Raw genomic sequence first — 19,195 nt, 5'->3', positions numbered from 1 at the left:
CGGTTGTGCCGGGCCATGCCCGGCGAGCGCAGCGGCAACGGAATCAGCGACACGCGACCCGGTAGCGCCGGGCCACGCCCGGCGGCGCAGCGGCAACGGAATCAACAACCTGCAACCCGGTAGCGCCGGGCCATGCCCGGCGAGCGCAGCGGCGACGGAATCAGCCGCGTGCGGCCCACCACACCCGCAGCAGGGTGCGCAGCGGGGTCGCCTCGATCGGCTTGCCGGCCGCCTGGGCCGTCAGGCGTGCACGGGCCAGGCTGGACCACACGCGGCGCGGGCGCGGGCCTGGCACGCGCGTGCCCCACCCCTTCAACAGTTGCTGCGCCCAGCGCTGCGCGGCGGAGCGGGTGTCCTCGTCCAGCAGGCTGCGCGGCACGCCGGCCACGCCTGCGTCCTGCAGGCGCTGGGCCAGCGTCTGCAACTGCACGGCCCGGCCCGCACCGGTCCGCGGCCTGTCATCGAACAACACCACTTCCACGGCCGCGACCGCTTCAGCGTAGCGGGCCAGCGCAGCTTCGGCACTGGCCGCATCCGGCGCGACGGTGCGTGCCTCCACCAGATCCGGCAGCGTTTCCGCCAACCGCGCCCACGGCGCACGCACCGGTTCCAGCACACGACCCAACGGATGGCGCGAACGCTGTCCTTCCCAGCTGCGCAGTTCCTCGCCCCACCATGCCAGCTTGGCATCGGCCGGCAACGGATCGCCGCTGGTATTGAGCATGTCGTCGAATTCCTGCAGGAGCGCGAACCACGCTACGGCCAACTCACGGTGCGATTCGGCCACGAACGGCGCGGCCACCGACCATTCCGGCCAACGGCTGCGCCATTTGTCGAGGAAGCTTTCCAGCGCGGTGCTGCTCACTACGATCGTCCTTACGGGTGGGCCGGGCGTGCCGGCCGGGTTGGCCACAGGCTGGCCAGTTGCAGAAGTGCGGCGTTCTCGACCAGTACATCGGCCTGCCAGGCCAACGGGTCGTCGCTGTGCAGGCGGTAGCCCCACAGCGCTGCCACCGATGGCATGGCCGCGGCGCGCGCCGCGATGATGTCGCGCTCGTCGTCGCCGACATACACGCAGTCGCTTGCCGCGACACCGATCGCCTGCGCAGCGTGCAGCAGCGGCAGCGGGTGCGGCTTGCGCTCGGCCAGGCTGTCGCCGCCGACCAGCACGGCGCAGCGCTGCTGCCAACCGTGCTGCGGCAGGATCAACCGCGCCAGGTACTCGGGCTTGTTGGTAACGATGCCCCATACCGTTCCAGCAGCATCAAGCGCGGCGAGCATGCCGGCGACGCCATCGAACAGCACCGCGTGCTGGCCGATCAACGCTTCATAGCGCTGCAGGAACTCCGGGATCAGCGCGTCGCGCGCATGCGCATCCAGGTCCGGGAAGGCCGCCGCGATCATCGCCCGCGAGCCCTTGGACACCACCGGGCGCAGCTGCGCCGGATCGATCGGCGCGCGTCCACGCTCGGCCAGCATGGCGTCGCAGGTGGCAACGAAGTCCGGCGCACTGTCCAGCAGGGTGCCGTCCAGGTCGAACAGCACCGCGCGCGGGAAGTGCGTGGCGGTCATGCCGGCTTGACCGCGTAGGCCAGGTAGTTGATGTCGGTGCGGGTGCTGAGGCGGGCACGGTTGCGCCACGGCTCGTATGCCATGCCGCTGACATCGGCCAGCTGCAGATCAGCCTCGCGCAACCAGCGTGCCAGTTCGGCCGGCCTGATGAATTCCTGGTAGTGGTGGGTGCCCTTCGGCAACAGGCGCGCCACGTATTCGGCACCGATAATGGCCACCGCGAATGCGGCGGCCGTGCGGTTGATGGTCGACAGGAACAGGTGCCCCCCCGGCTTCAGCAGCCGCCTGCAGGCCTCGATGATCGCGCCGGGGTCCGGCACGTGCTCGAGCATCTCCATGCACGTCACCACATCGAAGCTGCCCGGCTGTTCAGCGGCCAGGCCCTCGGCGGCCTGCACCCGGTAGTCGACCTTGGCACCACTTTCCAGTGCGTGCAGCCGCGCGACCTTGACCAGCTCCGGGGCCAGATCGATGGCGGTGACATCGGCGCCGGCCTGGGCCAGTGCTTCGCTCAGCAGGCCGCCACCGCAGCCGATGTCGAGCACGCGTGCGCCGCGCAGCGGCACGCGGTCGGCCACGTACTTCAGGCGCACCGGGTTCAGTGCATGCAGCGGCTTCTGCGGACCATCGGCGTCCCACCAGCGGTTGGCCAGTGCGGCGAACTTGTCCAGCTCGGCCTGATCGAAATTGGAGGAAGCATGCGGGGCAGTCATGGGGAATCCTTGCAGCGCCGGGGTTCAGGCGCGGATATGGCGGATGCGCTCGCGCCACTGGCGCGCGTTGGCGATGATGCCCGGCAGGTCCATGCCGACCAGCTCGCGCTGCACCAGCTTGGGCTTGCCGGCAATCCAGACGTCGCTCACCTGCTGCCGGCCGGTGGCGTACACCAGCTGCGAAAGCACGTTGTGCAGCGGCTGGGTTTCCAGCGCGGACAGGTCCACGCAGACCAGATCGGCCTGCTTGCCCACCTCGATCGAGCCGATCCGCTCGCCGAAGCCCAGCGCACGGGCACCGCCGAGCGTGGAAGCGCGCAACGTGGTGGCCGCGTCCAGCGCAGTGGCGTCGTTGGCGACAGCCTTGGCCAGGATCGCCGCGGTGCGGTTCTCGCTGAACATGTCCAGGTCGTTGTTGCTGGCACAGCCATCGGTACCGATGGCCAGGTTCACGCCTGCGCGCTGCAGGGCGCAGGCGGGGCAGAAGCCGGAGGCCAGTTTCAGGTTCGATTCCGGGCAGTGCACCACGCTGACGCCACGCTCGGCGCACAGGTGGATCTCCGCGTCGGTCAGCTGGGTCATGTGCACCGCGATCAACCGGTCATTGACCAGGCCGAGGCGATCGAGCCGCGCCAGCGGACGCTGGCCATGCAGCCTGATCGAGTCGCTGACTTCCTGCGCGGTCTCATGGGTATGCAGGTGCACCTGCATGTCGAGCTGGTCGGACAGCATCCGCACCCTCTCGAAATTGGCATCGCTGACCGTGTAGGGCGCATGTGGTGCGAACGCGACGCCGATCAGACTGTCGTTGCGCCACTGGTCGTGCAGTTCACCGGCCTTGGCGAAATACTCGTCGTCGCTCTTCGCCCAGGCGGTCGGGAAATCGATGATGACAGCCCCCACCAGCGCGCGGAAACCATGCTTCTTGTAGACCGCCGCCTGCACGTCGCCGAAGAAGTAGTTCTCGTTGGCGCAGGTGGTGCCGCCGCGCAGCATCTCGGCAATGGCCAGCGTGGTGCCGTCGGCGACGAACTCGGGGCCGATCACCGCCGCTTCCACCGGCCAGATGTGCTCCTGCAGCCAGGTCATCAGCGGCAGGTCATCCGCAACGCCGCGCAGCAGGGTCATCGGGTTGTGCGTGTGCGCGTTGACCAGGCCCGGCATCAGCGCGGCGTCCGGACGGCTGACCACCTGCGCGGCACGGAAGCGCGCCCGCGCTTCGGCACGCGGCAGCACGGCCACGATCTCGCCGCCACGCACGGCTACGGCATGGTCTTCCAGCACCACGGCATGCGGTTCGATCGGAACGACGTAGCCGGCTTCGATGAGCAGGTCGCAGGCTTCGGGGAGGTGCGGGCTGTCGCTCATGCAGGCTCACTTGGCTGGGGGGAGAACCTCACGGGAGGCGGTAGCGCCGGGCCACGCCCGGCGGCTGTCCGTTGCGGCACCGAGGACGCCGGCAACGGGTTCCGGGCGATGCCCGGAAAGCCGGGCCTGGGCCCGGCTCACAGGTCATCCGGCTGCGCCGGATTACTTCACGCGCGAGGAGTACTCGCCCGAACGGGTGTCGACCCGGATGACTTCATCCTGGTTGACGAACAGCGGCACGCGGACCACGGCACCGGTTTCCAGCGTGGCCGGCTTGCCGCCACCGCCGGAGGTGTCACCGCGGACGCCCGGATCGGTTTCGGTGATCTTCAGCTCGACGAAGTTCGGCGGCTGCACGAAGATCGGCGCACCGTTGAACAGGGTCACGATGCAGGCTTCCTCGCCCTTCAGCCACTTTTCGGCGCCGCCCATGCCGGCCTTGTCGGCCTGGACCTGCTCGAAGGTCTCCGGATCCATGAAGTGCCAGTACTCGCCATCGCTGTACATGTAGTTCATGTCGGTGTCGACCACGTCGGCCACTTCCAGGTCGTCGGTCGCCTTCATGGTCAGTTCGACCACGCGGCCCGAACGGATGAAGCGGTACTTGACGCGGGTGAACGCCTGGCCCTTGCCCGGCTTGACGTATTCGGTATCGGTGATGACCGCCGGTTCATTGTTGACCAGGATCTTCATCCCGTTCTTGACGTCATTCATGCCCACAGTGGCCATGCTCAAGCTCCTCAAATGGCAAAACCGCCGCGGGTGCGGCGAGCCGGTAGAATGGAAAGCCCACCGGATGCCGGTGGGCGACTGTTTTTCTGCCCCCATGATAACCGCAGGCCCCCTCTCCATGCAGCTTTCCGCCTTTCCCCGCCCGTCGTCGCCGGGTGCACCCGCACGCTGGCAGGAACTCTGGCGCCAGGCGCTGCGCGACCCGCACGCACTGCTGGCGCGGCTGGAGCTGGATCCGGTCGCACTGGGCGTGTCCGAGGCGGCCATGGCCCAGTTCGCGCTGCGCGTACCGGACGGGTTCGTGGCCCGCATGCGCAAGGGCGATGCGGCCGACCCGCTGCTGCGCCAGGTGCTGCCGGTCAATGACGAGATGCAGGTCGTTCCCGGGTTCAGCTTCGACGCGGTGGGCGATGGTGCGGCCAGGAAGGCGACCGGGGTCATCCAGAAGTACCGGGGCCGGGCGCTGCTGATCGCCACCGGCAGCTGTGCAATCAATTGCCGCTACTGTTTCCGCCGGCACTTCGACTACGCCGCTGAGAATGCCGCCAAGGGCGGCTGGTGGGAAGCGGTGGACGCCATCGCCGCCGATCCGGATATCGATGAAGTGATCCTGTCCGGGGGGGATCCGCTGTCGCTGGCCACCCACAAGCTGGTCGAACTGACCGACGCGCTGCGGCGGATTCCGCACATCCGTCGCCTGCGCATCCACACCCGGCTGCCGATCGTGCTGCCGGAACGGGTCGACGACGAGCTGCTGGCCTGGCTGGGCAGCCTGCCGTGGCCGCTGGCGATCGTGGTCCATGCCAACCATCGCAATGAGTTCGATGCCAGCGTGGACGCGGCAATGGCGCGCCTGCGTGGCACCGGCGCCCAGCTCCTGAACCAGGCAGTGCTGCTGCGTGGCGTCAACGACAGCGTGCAGGCGCTGCAGGAACTGAGCGAACGCAGCTTTGCCGCCGGCGTGCTGCCCTATTACCTGCACCAGCTGGACCGGGTCGAGGGCGTGGCCCACTTCGAGGTGGATGACACCCGCGCCAGGGAGCTGATCGCCGGCCTGACCGCGCGCCTGTCCGGCTACCTGGTTCCCAAGCTGGTGCGGGAACTCCCCGGCGACCCGAGCAAGCGCCCGCTGTAGGGATCCCGCCGGGGTCAGAGCCGTTTCCTGCAGAAAAGGATCTGACCCCTGAACCAGGATTCAGACGCCGGACTCGATCATCCGCACCACTTCGGTCGCGGTGACCGGGTGGCTCAGCCAGTAGCCCTGGCCAAGATCGCAGCCGCGCTGGGCCAGCAGCTCGAATTGCGCCTGCTGCTCGATGCCCTCGGCAACCACCGTGATGCCCAGCGCGTGGGCCATGGCGATGATCGCCGTGGTCAGCGCCAGGTCGTCCGGATCACGCTGCATGTCGGCAATGAAACTCTTGTCGATCTTCACGCCGTCCACGGGCACCTGGCGCAGGTGGCTCAAGCCCGAGAAGCCGGTGCCGAAGTCGTCCAGCCACACCTTGACGCCGGTGCGATGCAGCTTGTCCAGCAACTGCGCGGCCACCATCTCATCACCGATCACGGCGGTCTCGGTCAGTTCCAGATGCAGGCGCGAAGCCGGCAGCCCCGACTCATGCAGGCACTGTGCGACCAGTGACGGCAGCTCGCCGCCACGCAGCTGCCGGGGCGACACGTTCACCGACACGAACAGATCATCGCCGCCCGCACTGCGCGGCCACTGCGACGCTTCCATGCAGGCCGCGCGCAGCACCTTCGGCCCGATCACCTCGATCAGCCCGCTCTGCTCGGCCACTTCGATGAACACCGACGGCGGGATCGTGCCCAGAGTGGGGTGCTGCCAGCGCAGCAGCACCTCGACGCCGACCATCCGCCGGTCGCGGGTGCGGAAGATCGGCTGGTAGGCCAGGCGCAGCTCGCCGCGCTCCCAGGCGCCGCGCAGTTCCTGTTCCATGTGCACGCGGCGCTCGACAGCATGGTCCATCGCCCGGCTGTAATACCGGTAGCAATTCTTGCCGGCCATCTTCGCCTGGTACATGGCGATGTCGCCGTTCTTCAGCAGTGTGGTCGCGTCTGCGGCATCGTCCGGGAACAGGGTCACGCCGATGGAGGTGCCCAGGAACAGCTCCCTGCCCTGTACCACCAGCGGCTTGCCCAGTTCGCGCACCAGCACCTCGGCCAGCAGCCGCGCATTGGCAGCGACATCGCCGTCGCCGACCAGGATCACGAACTCGTCGCCGCCAAAACGGGCCAGCAGCGCCTCATCGCCCCCGGCCTCGGCGACGGCGCGGCCGATCCGCTGGGCAAACTGCAGCAGTGCTTCGTCGCCCGCTTCATGCCCGAGGGTATCGTTGACCCGCTTGAAATCGTCGATGTCCGCAAACAACAGGCCCAACCGCTGCTTGGACGCACGCGCGGCCATCAGCCGGTGGTCCAGAGCTTCGCGGAACGCCAAGCGGTTGGTCAGGCCGGTCAGTGCGTCGGTGTAGGCCATGTGCCGCACCTCGCGGTCGTGGCGGGCGATGGCATCACGCATGCGGGCGAATCCCCGCACCAGCTCACCGACCTCGTCGTCGCGGGTATTCTCCAGCAGCGGCGCCTGGTAGTCGCCGGCTTCGATGCGACGGGCCGCCACCGCCAGGTCGCGGATCGGCGCGACCAGGGTGCGCTGCACGTAGAAGATCACCGCCACGCCGATCACCACCAGCAGGCCGAGCATCAGCAGCAGCCAGCCCAGATGACGGCTGCCGACCTGCTGCAGGCGCTCGCCCAGCGTTGCGTTGGCGGCCTGCTCGCGCTGCTGCACTTCGTCCAGCGCCATGCCGACGCGGACGCCGCCGATGCGCTGGTTGCCGACCATGATCGGCATCGTGTTGTCGAGCACCTTTGGCGACTGCTGCACCACCAGCGTCCGCGCGGCGATCGCGCCCGGTGCAAGGGGGTCTCCCATCGGCTGACCGAAGGCGGCGACCTCCACCGAACCGTCGTGCACCAGCCGGCCACGTTCGTCGAACACCAGCACATAGCGCACCACGGGCTGCCGCGACGTGCTGCGCACCAGTGCGCCGACCTGGTCCAGATCGTGGTAGTACAGCGGGTTGGCCAGCGCATCGGAAAGCTCACGGGCGATCGCTTCGCCGCGGCTGCGCACGCTGCGGTCGAACAGTTCATGGATGACGCCGCCGCTGAGGTTGCGCACCTCGCTCTGCATCGCCGCCTGCCGCCCCAGCAGCACCGCCAGGATCGCCACCACCACAAGCATCGCCCCGCCCATCGCGAGCAGGAACCGCGCCTGCATTCCCGAGCCGAGCCACTTCATTCCACTTCCATCCGCACGCGCGTCAATCCTTGTTTCAATTCATCCAGCCGCTGCTGCGCATGCGCGTCGACGCGGTGGAAACCGGAAGTACCAAAAAAACGGTGCAGCGCTGCCTGTGCCTGCGGATCACTGGCCGCCTGCAGCAGGACCTCCTGCAGGCGATCACGGACGCGTGCATCCAGGTCGGCGCGCACCACCTCCACGGCGCGAGGATAGGGCTCCGTGCGCAACAGTTCGCGGAAGTCGCGCCGGAACGCCCGCGGCATGCGCCGCTCATCGTTCCAGTCCACGCTGCTCACCGCGCCCGCATCGGCCACGCCCTTGTGCACGTAGGTGGCGATGTTCAGCTCGCTACGGGCGAACACATAGCCGACGCTGTCCGTGCCCGGAGCGTCCCACGTACCCGCGAGGATCTGTGGGGACAACCCGTGGCCCAGCAACGTCATCACCGGCACCAGGTAGGCGCTGGTGGATGCGGTGTTCTGCAGCGCAAGGCGGTGGCCCCGCAGGTCCTCCAGCCGCTGGAACGGGCTGTCTCGGCGCACGAAGAATACGGTCTGGTACTCACGCACGCCATTGCGCTCGGTCAGCAGCAACGGCCGCGCACCGCTGCGCTGACCCAGCGCCACTGCGGTTCCGGCGGTTTCCGTGACCCAGTCGACCTGCCCCCGCCGCAGATAGCTGGCCATCTGCTGCGGATCACGCGCCATCAGTATCCTCCCCTCCTGGATGCCGACGTCGTGCATGCGTGCCACCACGTAGTCCAGCAGCGGCTGCAGCTGCTGGTAATGGGCCTTGGGATCGTCGCTGATCCGGCCCAGCACCAGCACCGGATCCGGCGCAGCGCGCACCGTTCCGGCCAGCAGGACCATGGCCAGGCTCAGCAGCGCCCCCTGCATTGCCGTTCGCAGACCCGACACCGGTTTCATCCCCCCCTGGGTATCCGGACAGACTACCCGAAAAAATGAGAACGTCGTCAGCCGTTGTGACTGCCCGGCTTGGCCAGACGCGCCATGCGCTGGGCATCAGCCAGGATGCCGCGCAGCAACCGCACTTCCTGCTCGCTCGGCTCGCTGCGCAGGAACAGGCGGCGCAGCTTGCGCATCGCCGACTCCGGCGCACGGCCCTTGTGGAAATCGATCTCGTCCAGGGTGTCGCCAAGCTGGGCGAAGAAGCTCTCCATCTGTTCGTGGCTGGCCACCTGCTCACGAAAGCCCGGTTCGGCGCCAACGGCAGGCTGGGCGCCGAGCAGCTGCATGCGCACCTCGTAGGCCAACACCTGCACGGCGGCGGCGAGGTTGAGCGAACTGAACGCCGGATCGGACGGAATGTGCACCGCCGCGTGGCACAGCTGCAGCTCCTCGTTGGTCAGGCCGGTCCGTTCCCGGCCAAACACCAGCGCCACCTCGGCACCCTCACCGGCCTTGGCGACCGCACGGGCCGCTGCGTCGGCGGGCAGGTACTCCTCCAGCTGGACCCGGCGTGCGCGGGCCGTACACCCCAGCACCAGACGGCAGTCGGCGACGGCCTCGGCCAGGGTGGCCACCACGGGCGCATCGCCGAGCACGTCCTCGGCGCCGGCCGAGCGGCGGAATGCCTCCTCGTCCAGCGGTTTTTCCGGGGCCACCAGTACCAGGCGGGCCAGGCCCATGGTCTTCAGGGCGCGGGCGGCGGCGCCCATGTTGCCGGGATGCTGGGTTCCGACCAGGACGAATCGGAGGCGGGTGGCGGCGGGGAACTGGGACATGAACAGGGAAAAGGTCGAGCTGGACGATGACCAATGGTAAACTGTGCGGCCGGCCACTGCGCCGGACCCGCTCTTTTCCCCCGCCAGTCCTACCCTTCTGCCTTTCCGGGAGCCCACGCCATGCAGAAACCCGCCGTCACCGTCATGGTCAAGGCCGCCCGCCTCGCCGGCAACGTCCTGTTGCGCAACATCAACAAGCTCGAGGCACTGAACGTGGTGCAGAAGGGGCGGATGGACTACGCCAGCGAAGTCGATGCGGACGCGGAAAAGGTCATCGTCAAGGAGCTCAAGCGCGCGTATCCCGAGTACGGCGTGTTTGGCGAGGAAGGCGGCGTGCAGGGCGAACATCGCCACATGTGGGTCATCGATCCGCTGGACGGCACCAGCAACTACCTGCGCGGCGTCCCCCACTACTGTGTATCGATCGCCCTGGTCGAGAACGGCGAGCCGACCGACGCGGTCATCTTCGATCCGCTGCGCAACGAGCTGTTCACCGCCAGCCGTGGCGCGGGCGCCGTGCTGAACGACCGTCGCATCCGCGTGGCGGATCGCAAGGACCTGGGCGGCACCATGATCCAGACCGGCTTCGCTCCGCGCGAGCGCGCCCGTGCCGGCGCCCAGTTGAAGGCGGTCGATGCCCTGCTGGTGCAGGCCGAGGACATCCGCCGTACCGGTTCCGCTGCGCTGGACCTGGCCTATGTCGCCTGCGGTCGCGCCGACGCCTACTTCGAGGCCGGGGTGAAGGCCTGGGACATCGCGGCCGGCGTGCTGCTGGTGCGTGAGGCCGGTGGCAAGGTGTGCGATTTCAAGGGAGCACCGCTTGCACGCATGGACAACCGCGGTCCGGAAACCCAGCAGGTGGTGGCGGGCAACCTGAAGGTGGCCGAGTCGCTGCAGAAGGTGCTGGTCAACACGGGCTATGCAGCCGAGTTCGACGCGAAATTCTGAGCTTCCCTGTAAAGCGGTTCATGGAGACGGCACCTGTGAAGGTGCCGTTTTCGTATCCGCAGTGATCGTGCTTGTCACTTTCTTTGCTCGTGCAAAGAAAGTAACCAAAGAAACACGCCGCCAGGACGCGAGCCGACGTGCTGTGCACGCCGGTTCCCTGCGCTCCTCGGTCCGTCGAGGGACGGTGCGGGAACTCGCTGCGCTCAGACACCCGCACCTCTTCGCCCTCGCCGGACCTGCGGTGCTCGGCTCGCTCAAGGCGGACCCAAGGTCAAGAACCACAGCTGCACGACGATGACGGGTAGCGCCGGGCCATGCCCGGCGAGCGAAGCGGCCGCTTCGCCTTCGACCTTGAAAGTGACACCCCTCCGCAGTCGCGGAAACGATCCTGCGGGCACGCGTCGATGCTGCCGACGCGCAAACAGAAACGCCCGGCACGGGGCCGGGCGTTCCTGTAGCAGTGCGTTGCAACCGGAGGCTTACACCACCGTCGAGGCCCGCAGCGCGGCGATGCGCTCTTCCAGCGGCGGGTGGCTCATGAACAGCTTCTTCGCGGTCGAACCGGCGATGCCGAAGGCGGCGATCTGGGTCGGCAGCGTGCTCTGGCCGTGGTTGAGCTGCAGGCGCTCCAGCGCGGCGATCATCTTCTGACGACCTGCCAGCGAGGCACCACCGGCATCGGCGCGGAACTCGCGATGGCGCGAGAACCACATCGAGATCATGGTCGCGAACAGGCCGAACACCATCTCCAGCACGAACACGATGATGTAGTAGGCGAACCCGCGGCCACCGCCTTCGCGGTTGCCCGACAGTGCGCTGTCGATGACGCCGCCGACCACGCGCGCCAGCACGATCACGAAGGTGTTCAGCACACCCTGCAGCAGCGCCATGGTGATCATGTCACCATTCGCCACGTGGGCGATCTCGTGGCCCAGTACGGCTTCGGCCTCGTCTTCGCTCATGTTCTGCAGCAGACCGGTGGACACCGCCACCAGCGCGTTGTTGCGGTTGGCGCCGGTGGCGAACGCGTTGATCTCCGGCCCATCGTAGACCGCCACTTCGGGCATGCCGATGCCGGCCGCCTTGGCCTGGCGCTCGACGGTGGCCAGCAGCCAGCGCTCGGTCTGGTTGCGTGGCTCGGTGATCACCACCGCGCCGGTGGAGCGCTTGGCCATCCACTTGGACAACAGCAGCGAGATGAAGGAACCGCCGAAGCCGAAAATCGCAGCCATCACCAGCAGGCCGCTCATCTGGTTCGGATTGACCCCCAGCAGCGACATCACGATGCCGGCCAGGATCAGCACTGCAAAGTTGGTGGCTAGAAAGAGTGCGATGCGGGTAAACATGGGAAATTCCGGCTCGGAAGGGGTCGATATCCGCCAATTTGCGGTGCGGTCAGCTTGAATTCAAGCACCAACCTGACCGACGATTCAGCCAGCATGACCTCCCCCCTTTCCTGCGGCCGCTTCGCGCCCTCGCCTACCGGCCTGCTACACCCCGGCTCCCTGCTGGCTGCATTCGGCAGCTGGCTGCTCGCGCGCCATCACCATGGCCTGTGGCGGCTGCGCATCGAGGACATCGATCCCCCACGCACCGTGCCCGGGGCTGCGCACGCGCAGTTGCAGGCACTGGCGGCATTCGGCCTGGCCCACGATGGTCCGGTGCTGTGGCAGAGCGAACGTGGCGATGCTTACCAGCAGGCTCTGGACAGGCTGCTGGCCAGCGGGCTGGCCTTCATCTGCCACTGCAGCCGCAGCGAACTGGCAGCCCGGGGGGGCATCCACCATCGCTGCGTCGCGCGGCAGCCCCGACCGGACCCTGCCGTCCGCTTCCGCGTACCGGCCGGCAGCGTGGTGCAGTTCGACGATGGCCTGCGCGGCCGTCAGGTGCAGGACGTCCACGCCGAGGTGGGTGATTTCGTGCTGCGCCGCGCCGACGGGTGCTGGGCCTACCAGCTGGCGGTGGTGGTCGACGATGCCGCGCAGGGCGTCACCGACGTGGTGCGCGGCGCCGACCTGCTCGACTCCACCGCGCGGCAGATCCTGCTGCAGCAGGCACTCGGACTGGCAGTGCCGCGATACTGGCACCTGCCCCTGCTGCTGGACGCGCCCGGGCACAAGCTGTCCAAGTCGCTGGCCGCGCTGCCGGTCGACAGCGCCCGCCCGGTGCCGGTGCTGCGTCAGTTGTGGGGCCTGCTCGGCCAGTCGCCCGCCGCACTCGAGGGTCACGACGATCTGCACGACCTGCTCGCGGCGGCCCGGCAGGCATTCGATCCGGCCCGCCTGCCACGCACGGACATCCTGTTGCCGACGGGCGCACTTTCCGCGCCGATGTTGCAGAATCCCCCTTCCCCCACCTGAAACCCGGACTGCATTCCATGACATCTCGCGTCGCACTGGTCACCGGCGGAACCGGCGGCATCGGTACCGCCATCTGCCAACGCCTGGCCGACCAGGGCCACCGGGTCGCCACCAACTATCGCGATGAAACCAAGGCCCGCGCCTGGCAGCAGGCGATGACCGAACGCGGCTACAGCGTGTCCATCTTCGCCGGCGACGTGTCCGATCCTGACAGTGCCGAAGCGATGGTGCGCGCCGTCGAAAACGAACTGGGCCCGGTCGAGATCCTGGTCAACAACGCCGGCATCACCCGCGATACGACCTTTCACCGGATGCGTGCGGACCAGTGGCATGACGTGATCAACACCAACCTCAATTCGGTGTTCAACGTCACCCGCCCGGTCATCGAAGGCATGCGTCGCCGCGGCTGGGGCCGGGTCATCCAGATCAGCTCGATCAACGGTCTGAAGGGCCAGTATGGCCAGGCCAACTACGCCGCCGCCAAGGCCGGCATGCACGGCTTCACCATCTCACTGGCGCGCGAGAACGCGGGCTTCGGCATCACCGTCAACACCATTTCGCCGGGCTATGTCGCCACGGACATGGTCATGGCCGTGCCGGAGGAAGTGCGCGCCAAGATCATCGCAGACATTCCGACCGGGCGCCTGGGCAAGCCGGAGGAGATCGCCTACGGCGTGTCCTTCCTGGTGGCCGAGGAGGCCTCGTGGATCACCGGCAGCAACCTGGACATCAACGGCGGCCACCACATGGGCTGGTGAGCCGCGCGGGGGCGGCCGGTCACGTGCCGGACCGCACCTGCCTGCGGTCATGCTGCGCAGCACGCAAACCCTTGTTGCGCAACATGATCCGCCGTGAAAGCCAAGCCTGGCGGGGGCTGGGGCGGTTGCAACGGCTGCTGCACTGCGCCATGCTGCGCGTCTACTGTGACGAGTGACCGCTTCATGGCTGCGACCCGCATCATCAAGAAGTATCCGAACCGCCGTCTCTACGACACCGAGATTTCCAGCTACATCACCATCGAGGACGTCCGCCAGCTGATACTGGACGGTGAAGACTTCGAGGTCCGCGACGCCAAGAGCGGTGACGACCTTACCCGTTCGGTCCTGCTGCAGATCATCGCCGACCAGGAGCAGGACGGCGAGCCGATGCTCTCCACCCAGTTGCTGAGCCAGCTGATCCGCTTCTACGGCGACTCCCTGCAGGGATTCATGGGCAACTACCTGGAACGCAGCATGCAGGTGTTCCTGGACCAGCAGCAGCAGTTCCGCCAGCAGATGGGCAACCTGCTGGGCCAGACGCCGTGGGCGATGATGAACCAGCTGACCGAACGCAACCTGGAGCTGTGGCAGGAATTCCAGCGCAGCATGGGCACCGGCTTCGGCGGCCCCCGCCCCGGCGGAACCGGCCCGGGAACCGGAACCGGCAGCAAGCCGAACGAACCGGGCACCGGCACCGGCGGCAAGACCCGCCGCTGAGCTACGGCAGGGACTGACATGAAAACGGCGCGCCACTGGCGCGCCGTTTTCGTCTGCGGGTCATCCGCAGGCAGACGTCAGCGCTTCGCCTTGCACGCCGTGCAGACGCGCTCGACCTTGTAGCCCTTCGCCCTGAGCTTCTCGACCACGCCATCGCTGCCGAGCAGATGCAGCGTGCCAACCACCACCAGCGTGCCACCCTGCCCCGCCTGCAGATAGGGCACCAGCTTCGGCACCCAGGCATCATTGCGGCCGGTATTGATGCGCTGATACAGCTGCGGATACTGCTGGCGCATCTCGGCAGCCATTTTCGTCCACAGCAGGCGCTCGTCACCGCGGCGCCATGCGTCGTGCAGCATGCGCGCCTGTTCATCACCCTTGTCGGCCTGATCGAGGGCTTCGGACAGCATCTGCCGCTGCTCCTGCACCGACATCCCATCAAGCATGCCGATCTGCGTATCGATGTCCTCCAGACCACCGGTGCTGCGCCCGGTCGCCTGTGCGCGCTCCATGAAGTGACGGTCCAGACCGAGGGCCGGGTCCAGGCCCATCTTCTGCATCTGCCCCACCGAAATGCTCAGGCCGACAAACCAGGGCTTCATGCCCTGCATCTGCGCCAGCGGCAGCTTGTTCACGGCGGCGAAGGCCTGCAGCTTCTGCCAGGTCGCTGCATCGAGATCACGCTTCAGTTCGCTGCCGTCGGTGCGCACGGCGGCCTGCACCATGCGGCTGGCCAGCTGCGGCGACTGCATGTCTTCCGGCGAGAGTTCGAACAACACGCGCTGCGAGGCCCCGAAGGCCTGCTCCACGTCGGCCGACAGCGGATAGTCCTGCGGCTTCAACAGATGGAACGAGCCCAGCAGATACAGCCGTGAATCGCCGGGGCCGGTGACCTTCCACAGCAGCGGTACCGGCGGCTTGACCGACGCACCTTCAGCGGCCGGGGCATTGCGGCCCTGCGCCAGAGGCGCCACCGCGCAGGCCAGCAGCAACACGGCGGCGTGGAACAGGTGTCTGATCATCATGTCAGCCTTCTCCTTCAGGCAGGTGGTAGGCCTTTTCGCCCGCGTCCACGCGAAGGTCCAGCCGGTTCTCCGGCGGCGCCAACGGGCAGGTCGCGTAGGGCGTGAACGCGCAGGGCGGGTTGTAGGCGTGGTTGAAATCGATGAGCACGCGGCCATCAGCGCCGGGTGCGCCGGTATCCAGATAGCGGCCAGCGGGATAACTGCCGCGGCCGCTGGTGCGGTCAGCGAAGATCAGGAACAGGGGCTCGCCGGGGGCACCGATTGCCTCCAGCCGCCAGGTCCGGCCATCACGCTCAAACTCGACCGCACCGGCGTTGGGCATATCGGTGGTCAGTCCGGTGATGTCGACGATCGGCAAGGTCTTGCCCGGTGCGTGCGCAACGAAGCGCGCCTGCACCTGCCAGTCGGGCCCTCCCGGCCAGTACTGCAGGCCGGCGAAGTCCCGGCGTGCAGGCGCGTCGGCATGCTTGACCCTCAGCGCATCGCGCGGACCACGCCGGATCAGGCTGAGCTGGCCCTTGCCACCGTCGAAGGCAAGCAGGGTAGGCTGCGGATCCTTGTCGGTATCCATGCGGATGCGCCCCCTCACCGGCTGGCCATTGTGAGTGAGCTCCGCCCCGGCTTCCGGCGTGAACCACCATTGCCGGCCCTCGCGCCGCAGCAGGCCGAGCTTGTCCGGCCCCGCTGCCAGGCGGATGCCATTGGTGGCCCCGCTGCCAACGAAGTGCGAGCTGTTCTGCAGCCAGTGCAGCCCGACCAGCGCCGTCCAGCCATCAGGCCGTGTCAGGTCCTGATAACGCGCCACGCGCCATTGCTGCTGCGCGGCGGCGTATGCCGGGTCTTCCACCACCGCAGGCGCCGGCGGCGGCGCCGGGCTGCAGGCTGCCAGCAACAAGACAGCCAGCAGGCCGCCCATTCCCCGATACGCCATCGATGCTCCCCTCAACGTCCGCGCAGGAACCAGCGGTCGATCTCCGCCAGCGAAAAACGGGCCCAGGTCGGCCGGCCGTGGTTGCACTGGCCGGATCGCTCGGTGATCTCCATGTCGCGCAGCAGGGCGTTCATTTCCGGCACCGTCAGCCGGCGATTGGCTCGCACAGCGCCATGGCAGGCCATGGTCGACAGCAGTTCATCGCGCGCGCTCGCTACGCGGCGGCTCTGGCCGTGCTCACGCAGGTCGGTCAGCACATCGCGCAGCAACCCCTCCGGCTCGGCGTGGGCCAGCAGCGCGGGAATGCTGCGCACATGCAGCGAGCCCGGGCCGGCCCGCGTCACCTCGAAACCAAGCGAGGCCAGCGTCGCGGCCTCGCTCTCTGCGGTATCCGCTTCGCGTTCGCCCACCGCCAGCGTGATCGGCACGAGCAACGGCTGCGACTGCAGGCCGATACCATCGTGCGCGTTCTTCAGCCGCTCGTAGCCGATGCGTTCGTGCGCCGCGTGCATGTCGACCACGATCAGGCCTTCGGCATTCTCGGCCAGGATGTAGATGCCATGCAGCTGCGCGATCGCATACCCCAGGGGCGGCACGCCCGCGTCTGCACGGGTGTCCGGCAGGCCGTTTCCGCTCGGCATCGCAGGCTGCGCGGTGCCGCCTTCGCCTGCAGCAGGCGTGGCATAGAGCGCAGCGTAGGCGGCCGGCGCATCGGCAACCTGCAGGCCCAGCGGCTGCTGCGGGCGCCATCCCTGATATCCGCCACCGCCGCCCGCCCCCGAAGCAGGACCACGGACCAGACCGAATCCGGACGCGCCCACGGTCGATGCCGCCGCTGCTGCCCCGGCGTCCGCTGCCTGCCCGGCACCTGCACCGATCTCCTGCGCCGACACGCCGGCTCGGGTATCGGCCAGCGCGTCCTTCAGCGTGCGGTAGACGAAATCATGGACCAGCCGCGCATCACGGAAACGCACTTCGTGCTTGGCCGGATGCACGTTGACGTCAACGCGCGTGGGGTCGAGTTCCAGGAACAGCACGTAGGCCGGCTGCCGGCCATGGAACAGCACATCGCCGTAGGCCATCTTCACCGCGTGGGCAACGCTGCGGTCGCGCACCGAACGGCCGTTGACGTACAGGTACTGCTGGTCGGTACTGGCCCGCGAATAATGCGGCTGCGCGATCCAGCCGTGCAGGCGCAGGCCCGCGCCGCTGTGGTCCACGCGCACCGCCTGCAGCGCGAAATCATCGCCCAGTGTCTCGGACAGCCGCGCGTCCGAATACAGGTCACCCGGCTTGTAGCGGCGTGATGCCTTGCCATTGTGCGAGACCCGCAGCTCGACGTCCGGCCGCGCCAGCGCCAGCGAGCGCAGCCATTCTTCGATGTGCCCCAGTTCGGTGCGCTCGGCGCGCAGGAACTTGCGTCGCGCGGGCACGTTGTAGAACAGCTCGCGCACTTCCACCGTGGTACCCGGTGCGTGCGCGCGCGGCGTGACCTCGCCGATCTTGCCGCCATCGATCTGCAGCGCGGAACCGTGCTCGTCATCTGCGCGGCGCGACGCCAGGGTGAAACGACTGACCGACGCGATCGATGGCAGCGCTTCGCCGCGGAACCCGAGCGTGGCCACCGACTCCAGATCGTCCAGGTTGGCGATCTTGCTGGTGGCATGCCGCGAGACGGCCAATGGCAGCTGCTCCGCTGCGATGCCACTGCCGTTGTCGCGGATGCGGATCAGGCGCACGCCGCCTTCTTCCAGGTCGATGTCGACACGGCTGGCGCCGGCATCGATCGCATTCTCGACCAGTTCCTTGACCACTGACGCGGGGCGCTCGACCACCTCGCCGGCGGCGATCTGGTTGATCAGGATGTCCGGCAAAGGCCGGATCGGGCGCGGGCCGGGCGCGCTCATGGGGCAAGGTAGGCAGCAGACTTCATGCGCCGATGATAGCGGAGGTACCGCGTGGAGAGTCGAGCCGGATCACCTGTGCGATGCCGATGATGCGCCACGCCCTAGGCATGGCCGGTCCAACAGGGTGCGGCCTACTTGCTGCCGCCGGCCATGGTGGCAGCCGCGTCGATCTCGGCCTGTGCGCGGGCCGCGTAGAGCGTCCCCGGCGGCGGCTGCCGGCTGAAGAACGTGTGCACGCCATCGAGCACCGCACCGGCGATCTTGCGCTGGTAGCCCGGGTCGATCAGGCGGCGCTCCTCGTCCGGATTGGAGATGAAGGCGGTTTCCACCAGCATCGCCGGCATGTCCGAGGTGCGCAGCACCGCGAAGTTGGCCCGCTCGATGTTTGGCTTGTGGTTGTTGCCGATCCGCTTCAGTCCACCCAGTACGTGGCCGGCCGCATCTTCGGACGCTTTCATGTAACCGCTCTGCGCCAGATCGAGCAGAACGTTGGCCAGCGTGCCTTCAGTCTGCTGCAGGCGCACACCACCGACCAGATCGGCGGCGTTTTCCTTGTCCGCCAGCCAGCGCGCACGCTGCGACGAGGCACCCTTGGTGGACAGCACGTACACCGATGAACCGGTCGCCGAGCGGTTCTCGGCGGCGTCCGCATGAATCGAGATGAAGATGTCAGCCTTGTTCGCGCGGGCCTTCTGTGCGCGCATCGGCAGCGGGATGAACACGTCGCTGTCGCGGGTCAGATAGGCTTTCAGGCCCGGCGTGGCATTGACCTGACGGGCCAGCTCACGCGCCACCGCCAGGGTGACGTCTTTCTCGCGCTTGCCGGTGGGCCCGATCGCGCCCGGATCCTGTCCGCCGTGGCCGGGATCGATCGCCACCACCAGGTGCCGCATGCCAGGCTGCATGCGGATGCGCGAAGCGTCGCTGGGCATCGCCGGACGCGGCGGTTCGGGCGGCGGCGATGCCGGTACCGGCGCTGGCGGATTGCTCACCACCGCAGCGGTGCGCTGGCCGGCCAGGATCGCCGCGGGCGACGTCACCGGACAGCGTGGCGAAGCCGGCAAGGATGATGAGCAGCGGCGCTACTACCTGCAG

17 protein-coding genes and 1 pseudogene are annotated in these 19,195 nt (G+C 67.9%); 5 read left to right on the top strand and 13 right to left on the bottom strand.

Annotated features, from left to right (window positions below):
- Window positions 1–160: 160 nt before the first annotated feature.
- From QMZ25_RS01765 to efp, 5 genes are all read right to left on the bottom strand, one after another.
- Window positions 161–865 carry a squalene/phytoene synthase family protein gene (locus QMZ25_RS01765; RefSeq protein ID WP_065181927.1) on the bottom strand — a complete coding sequence of 235 codons (705 nt, stop codon included), beginning with the start codon at window positions 863–865 and terminating at the stop codon, window positions 161–163.
- 11 nt (window positions 866–876) lie between these two features.
- A complete protein-coding gene (locus QMZ25_RS01760) occupies window positions 877–1,572 on the bottom strand; it encodes a phosphoglycolate phosphatase (protein WP_065181926.1) in 696 nt (231 codons plus the stop codon).
- Window positions 1,569–2,285: a bifunctional 2-polyprenyl-6-hydroxyphenol methylase/3-demethylubiquinol 3-O-methyltransferase UbiG gene (gene ubiG / locus QMZ25_RS01755; protein WP_283219026.1), complete on the bottom strand. Its 717-nt coding sequence runs from the start codon at window positions 2,283–2,285 to the stop codon at window positions 1,569–1,571. Before ubiG ends, QMZ25_RS01760 begins: the two co-directional genes overlap by 4 nt.
- Before the next feature lie 24 nt (window positions 2,286–2,309).
- Entirely contained in the window at window positions 2,310–3,653 is a 1,344-nt protein-coding gene (locus tag QMZ25_RS01750) for a TRZ/ATZ family hydrolase (RefSeq protein ID WP_053520086.1), read from the bottom strand.
- A 162-nt stretch (window positions 3,654–3,815) separates the two neighbouring features.
- Entirely contained in the window at window positions 3,816–4,382 is a 567-nt protein-coding gene (gene efp / locus QMZ25_RS01745; RefSeq protein ID WP_053520087.1) for an elongation factor P, read from the bottom strand.
- Window positions 4,383–4,503: 121 nt separating this feature from the next.
- On the opposite strand from efp, the gene epmB reads away from it, so the two are divergent.
- Window positions 4,504–5,520 (top strand): EF-P beta-lysylation protein EpmB, encoded by a 1,017-nt coding sequence (gene epmB / locus QMZ25_RS01740; protein ID WP_065175508.1) that lies wholly within the window; start codon window positions 4,504–4,506, stop codon window positions 5,518–5,520.
- 60 nt (window positions 5,521–5,580) lie between these two features.
- Here the strand turns inward: epmB and QMZ25_RS01735 are convergent, their stop codons facing one another.
- The 3 genes from QMZ25_RS01735 to QMZ25_RS01725 are packed head-to-tail and all read right to left on the bottom strand — an operon-like array spanning window position 5,581 to window position 9,454.
- Entirely contained in the window at window positions 5,581–7,707 is a 2,127-nt protein-coding gene (locus QMZ25_RS01735; protein WP_053520089.1) for an EAL domain-containing protein, read from the bottom strand.
- A complete protein-coding gene (locus tag QMZ25_RS01730; RefSeq protein ID WP_164150581.1) occupies window positions 7,704–8,636 on the bottom strand; it encodes a phosphate/phosphite/phosphonate ABC transporter substrate-binding protein in 933 nt (310 codons plus the stop codon). The genes QMZ25_RS01735 and QMZ25_RS01730 overlap by 4 nt, the downstream gene beginning before the upstream one ends.
- Window positions 8,637–8,683: 47 nt before the next feature.
- Window positions 8,684–9,454, bottom strand: a complete 771-nt coding sequence (locus QMZ25_RS01725) for an RNA methyltransferase (RefSeq protein WP_053520091.1) — start codon at window positions 9,452–9,454, stop codon at window positions 8,684–8,686.
- 120 nt (window positions 9,455–9,574) lie between these two features.
- On the opposite strand from QMZ25_RS01725, the gene QMZ25_RS01720 reads away from it, so the two are divergent.
- A complete protein-coding gene (locus tag QMZ25_RS01720) occupies window positions 9,575–10,402 on the top strand; it encodes an inositol monophosphatase family protein (RefSeq protein WP_053520092.1) in 828 nt (275 codons plus the stop codon).
- Window positions 10,403–10,881: 479 nt separating this feature from the next.
- Here the strand turns inward: QMZ25_RS01720 and htpX are convergent, their stop codons facing one another.
- Window positions 10,882–11,748 (bottom strand): protease HtpX, encoded by an 867-nt coding sequence (gene htpX, locus QMZ25_RS01715; protein WP_053520093.1) that lies wholly within the window; start codon window positions 11,746–11,748, stop codon window positions 10,882–10,884.
- A gap of 93 nt (window positions 11,749–11,841) precedes the next feature.
- Between htpX and gluQRS the strand changes: the two genes are divergently transcribed.
- The 3 genes from gluQRS (at window position 11,842) to phaR (ending at window position 14,237) form a co-directional block, all read left to right on the top strand.
- A complete protein-coding gene (gene gluQRS / locus QMZ25_RS01710) occupies window positions 11,842–12,762 on the top strand; it encodes a tRNA glutamyl-Q(34) synthetase GluQRS (RefSeq protein WP_065181923.1) in 921 nt (306 codons plus the stop codon).
- Between the two features lie 17 nt (window positions 12,763–12,779).
- Window positions 12,780–13,520, top strand: coding sequence for an acetoacetyl-CoA reductase (gene phbB, locus QMZ25_RS01705; RefSeq protein ID WP_180875542.1), 741 nt, complete (start codon window positions 12,780–12,782; stop codon window positions 13,518–13,520).
- A gap of 183 nt (window positions 13,521–13,703) precedes the next feature.
- Entirely contained in the window at window positions 13,704–14,237 is a 534-nt protein-coding gene (phaR, locus tag QMZ25_RS01700) for a polyhydroxyalkanoate synthesis repressor PhaR (RefSeq protein WP_065175511.1), read from the top strand.
- 77 nt (window positions 14,238–14,314) lie between these two features.
- Here the strand turns inward: phaR and QMZ25_RS01695 are convergent, their stop codons facing one another.
- The 4 genes and pseudogenes from QMZ25_RS01695 to QMZ25_RS01680 form a co-directional block, all read right to left on the bottom strand.
- Window positions 14,315–15,262 (bottom strand): TraB/GumN family protein, encoded by a 948-nt coding sequence (locus QMZ25_RS01695; protein ID WP_128988762.1) that lies wholly within the window; start codon window positions 15,260–15,262, stop codon window positions 14,315–14,317.
- Between the two features lies 1 nt (window position 15,263).
- Window positions 15,264–16,193, bottom strand: coding sequence for a DUF1684 domain-containing protein (locus tag QMZ25_RS01690; protein WP_283219025.1), 930 nt, complete (start codon window positions 16,191–16,193; stop codon window positions 15,264–15,266).
- Window positions 16,194–16,204: 11 nt separating this feature from the next.
- Window positions 16,205–18,100, bottom strand: a complete 1,896-nt coding sequence (gene mutL / locus QMZ25_RS01685; RefSeq protein WP_065181920.1) for a DNA mismatch repair endonuclease MutL — start codon at window positions 18,098–18,100, stop codon at window positions 16,205–16,207.
- 131 nt (window positions 18,101–18,231) lie between these two features.
- A pseudogene (locus QMZ25_RS01680) lies at window positions 18,232–19,195 on the bottom strand (N-acetylmuramoyl-L-alanine amidase); the annotation flags it as partial.

Origin of the sequence: Stenotrophomonas sp. RS-48 (assembly GCF_030053245.1) — a bacterium.
GTDB lineage: Bacteria > Pseudomonadota > Gammaproteobacteria > Xanthomonadales > Xanthomonadaceae > Stenotrophomonas > Stenotrophomonas maltophilia_P.
Note: the sequence above shows the minus strand (reverse complement) of the source record. Positions and strands in the feature narration are given on the sequence as shown.

Bases quoted from the DNA above. Each gene is read 5' to 3' on its own strand.
- epmB (WP_065175508.1), top strand. From the start codon at position 4,504: ATGCAGCTTTCCGCCTTTCCCCGCCCGTCGTCGCCGGGTGCACCCGCA.
- QMZ25_RS01760 (WP_065181926.1), bottom strand. From the start codon at position 1,572: ATGACCGCCACGCACTTCCCGCGCGCGGTGCTGTTCGACCTGGACGGC.
- phaR (WP_065175511.1), top strand. From the start codon at position 13,704: ATGGCTGCGACCCGCATCATCAAGAAGTATCCGAACCGCCGTCTCTAC.
- phbB (WP_180875542.1), top strand. From the start codon at position 12,780: ATGACATCTCGCGTCGCACTGGTCACCGGCGGAACCGGCGGCATCGGT.
- mutL (WP_065181920.1), bottom strand. From the start codon at position 18,100: ATGAGCGCGCCCGGCCCGCGCCCGATCCGGCCTTTGCCGGACATCCTG.
- QMZ25_RS01735 (WP_053520089.1), bottom strand. From the start codon at position 7,707: ATGAAGTGGCTCGGCTCGGGAATGCAGGCGCGGTTCCTGCTCGCGATG.
- QMZ25_RS01720 (WP_053520092.1), top strand. From the start codon at position 9,575: ATGCAGAAACCCGCCGTCACCGTCATGGTCAAGGCCGCCCGCCTCGCC.
- efp (WP_053520087.1), bottom strand. From the start codon at position 4,382: ATGGCCACTGTGGGCATGAATGACGTCAAGAACGGGATGAAGATCCTG.
- QMZ25_RS01730 (WP_164150581.1), bottom strand. From the start codon at position 8,636: ATGAAACCGGTGTCGGGTCTGCGAACGGCAATGCAGGGGGCGCTGCTG.
- ubiG (WP_283219026.1), bottom strand. From the start codon at position 2,285: ATGACTGCCCCGCATGCTTCCTCCAATTTCGATCAGGCCGAGCTGGAC.
- gluQRS (WP_065181923.1), top strand. From the start codon at position 11,842: ATGACCTCCCCCCTTTCCTGCGGCCGCTTCGCGCCCTCGCCTACCGGC.
- htpX (WP_053520093.1), bottom strand. From the start codon at position 11,748: ATGTTTACCCGCATCGCACTCTTTCTAGCCACCAACTTTGCAGTGCTG.
- QMZ25_RS01690 (WP_283219025.1), bottom strand. From the start codon at position 16,193: ATGGCGTATCGGGGAATGGGCGGCCTGCTGGCTGTCTTGTTGCTGGCA.
- QMZ25_RS01695 (WP_128988762.1), bottom strand. From the start codon at position 15,262: ATGATGATCAGACACCTGTTCCACGCCGCCGTGTTGCTGCTGGCCTGC.
- QMZ25_RS01750 (WP_053520086.1), bottom strand. From the start codon at position 3,653: ATGAGCGACAGCCCGCACCTCCCCGAAGCCTGCGACCTGCTCATCGAA.
- QMZ25_RS01725 (WP_053520091.1), bottom strand. From the start codon at position 9,454: ATGTCCCAGTTCCCCGCCGCCACCCGCCTCCGATTCGTCCTGGTCGGA.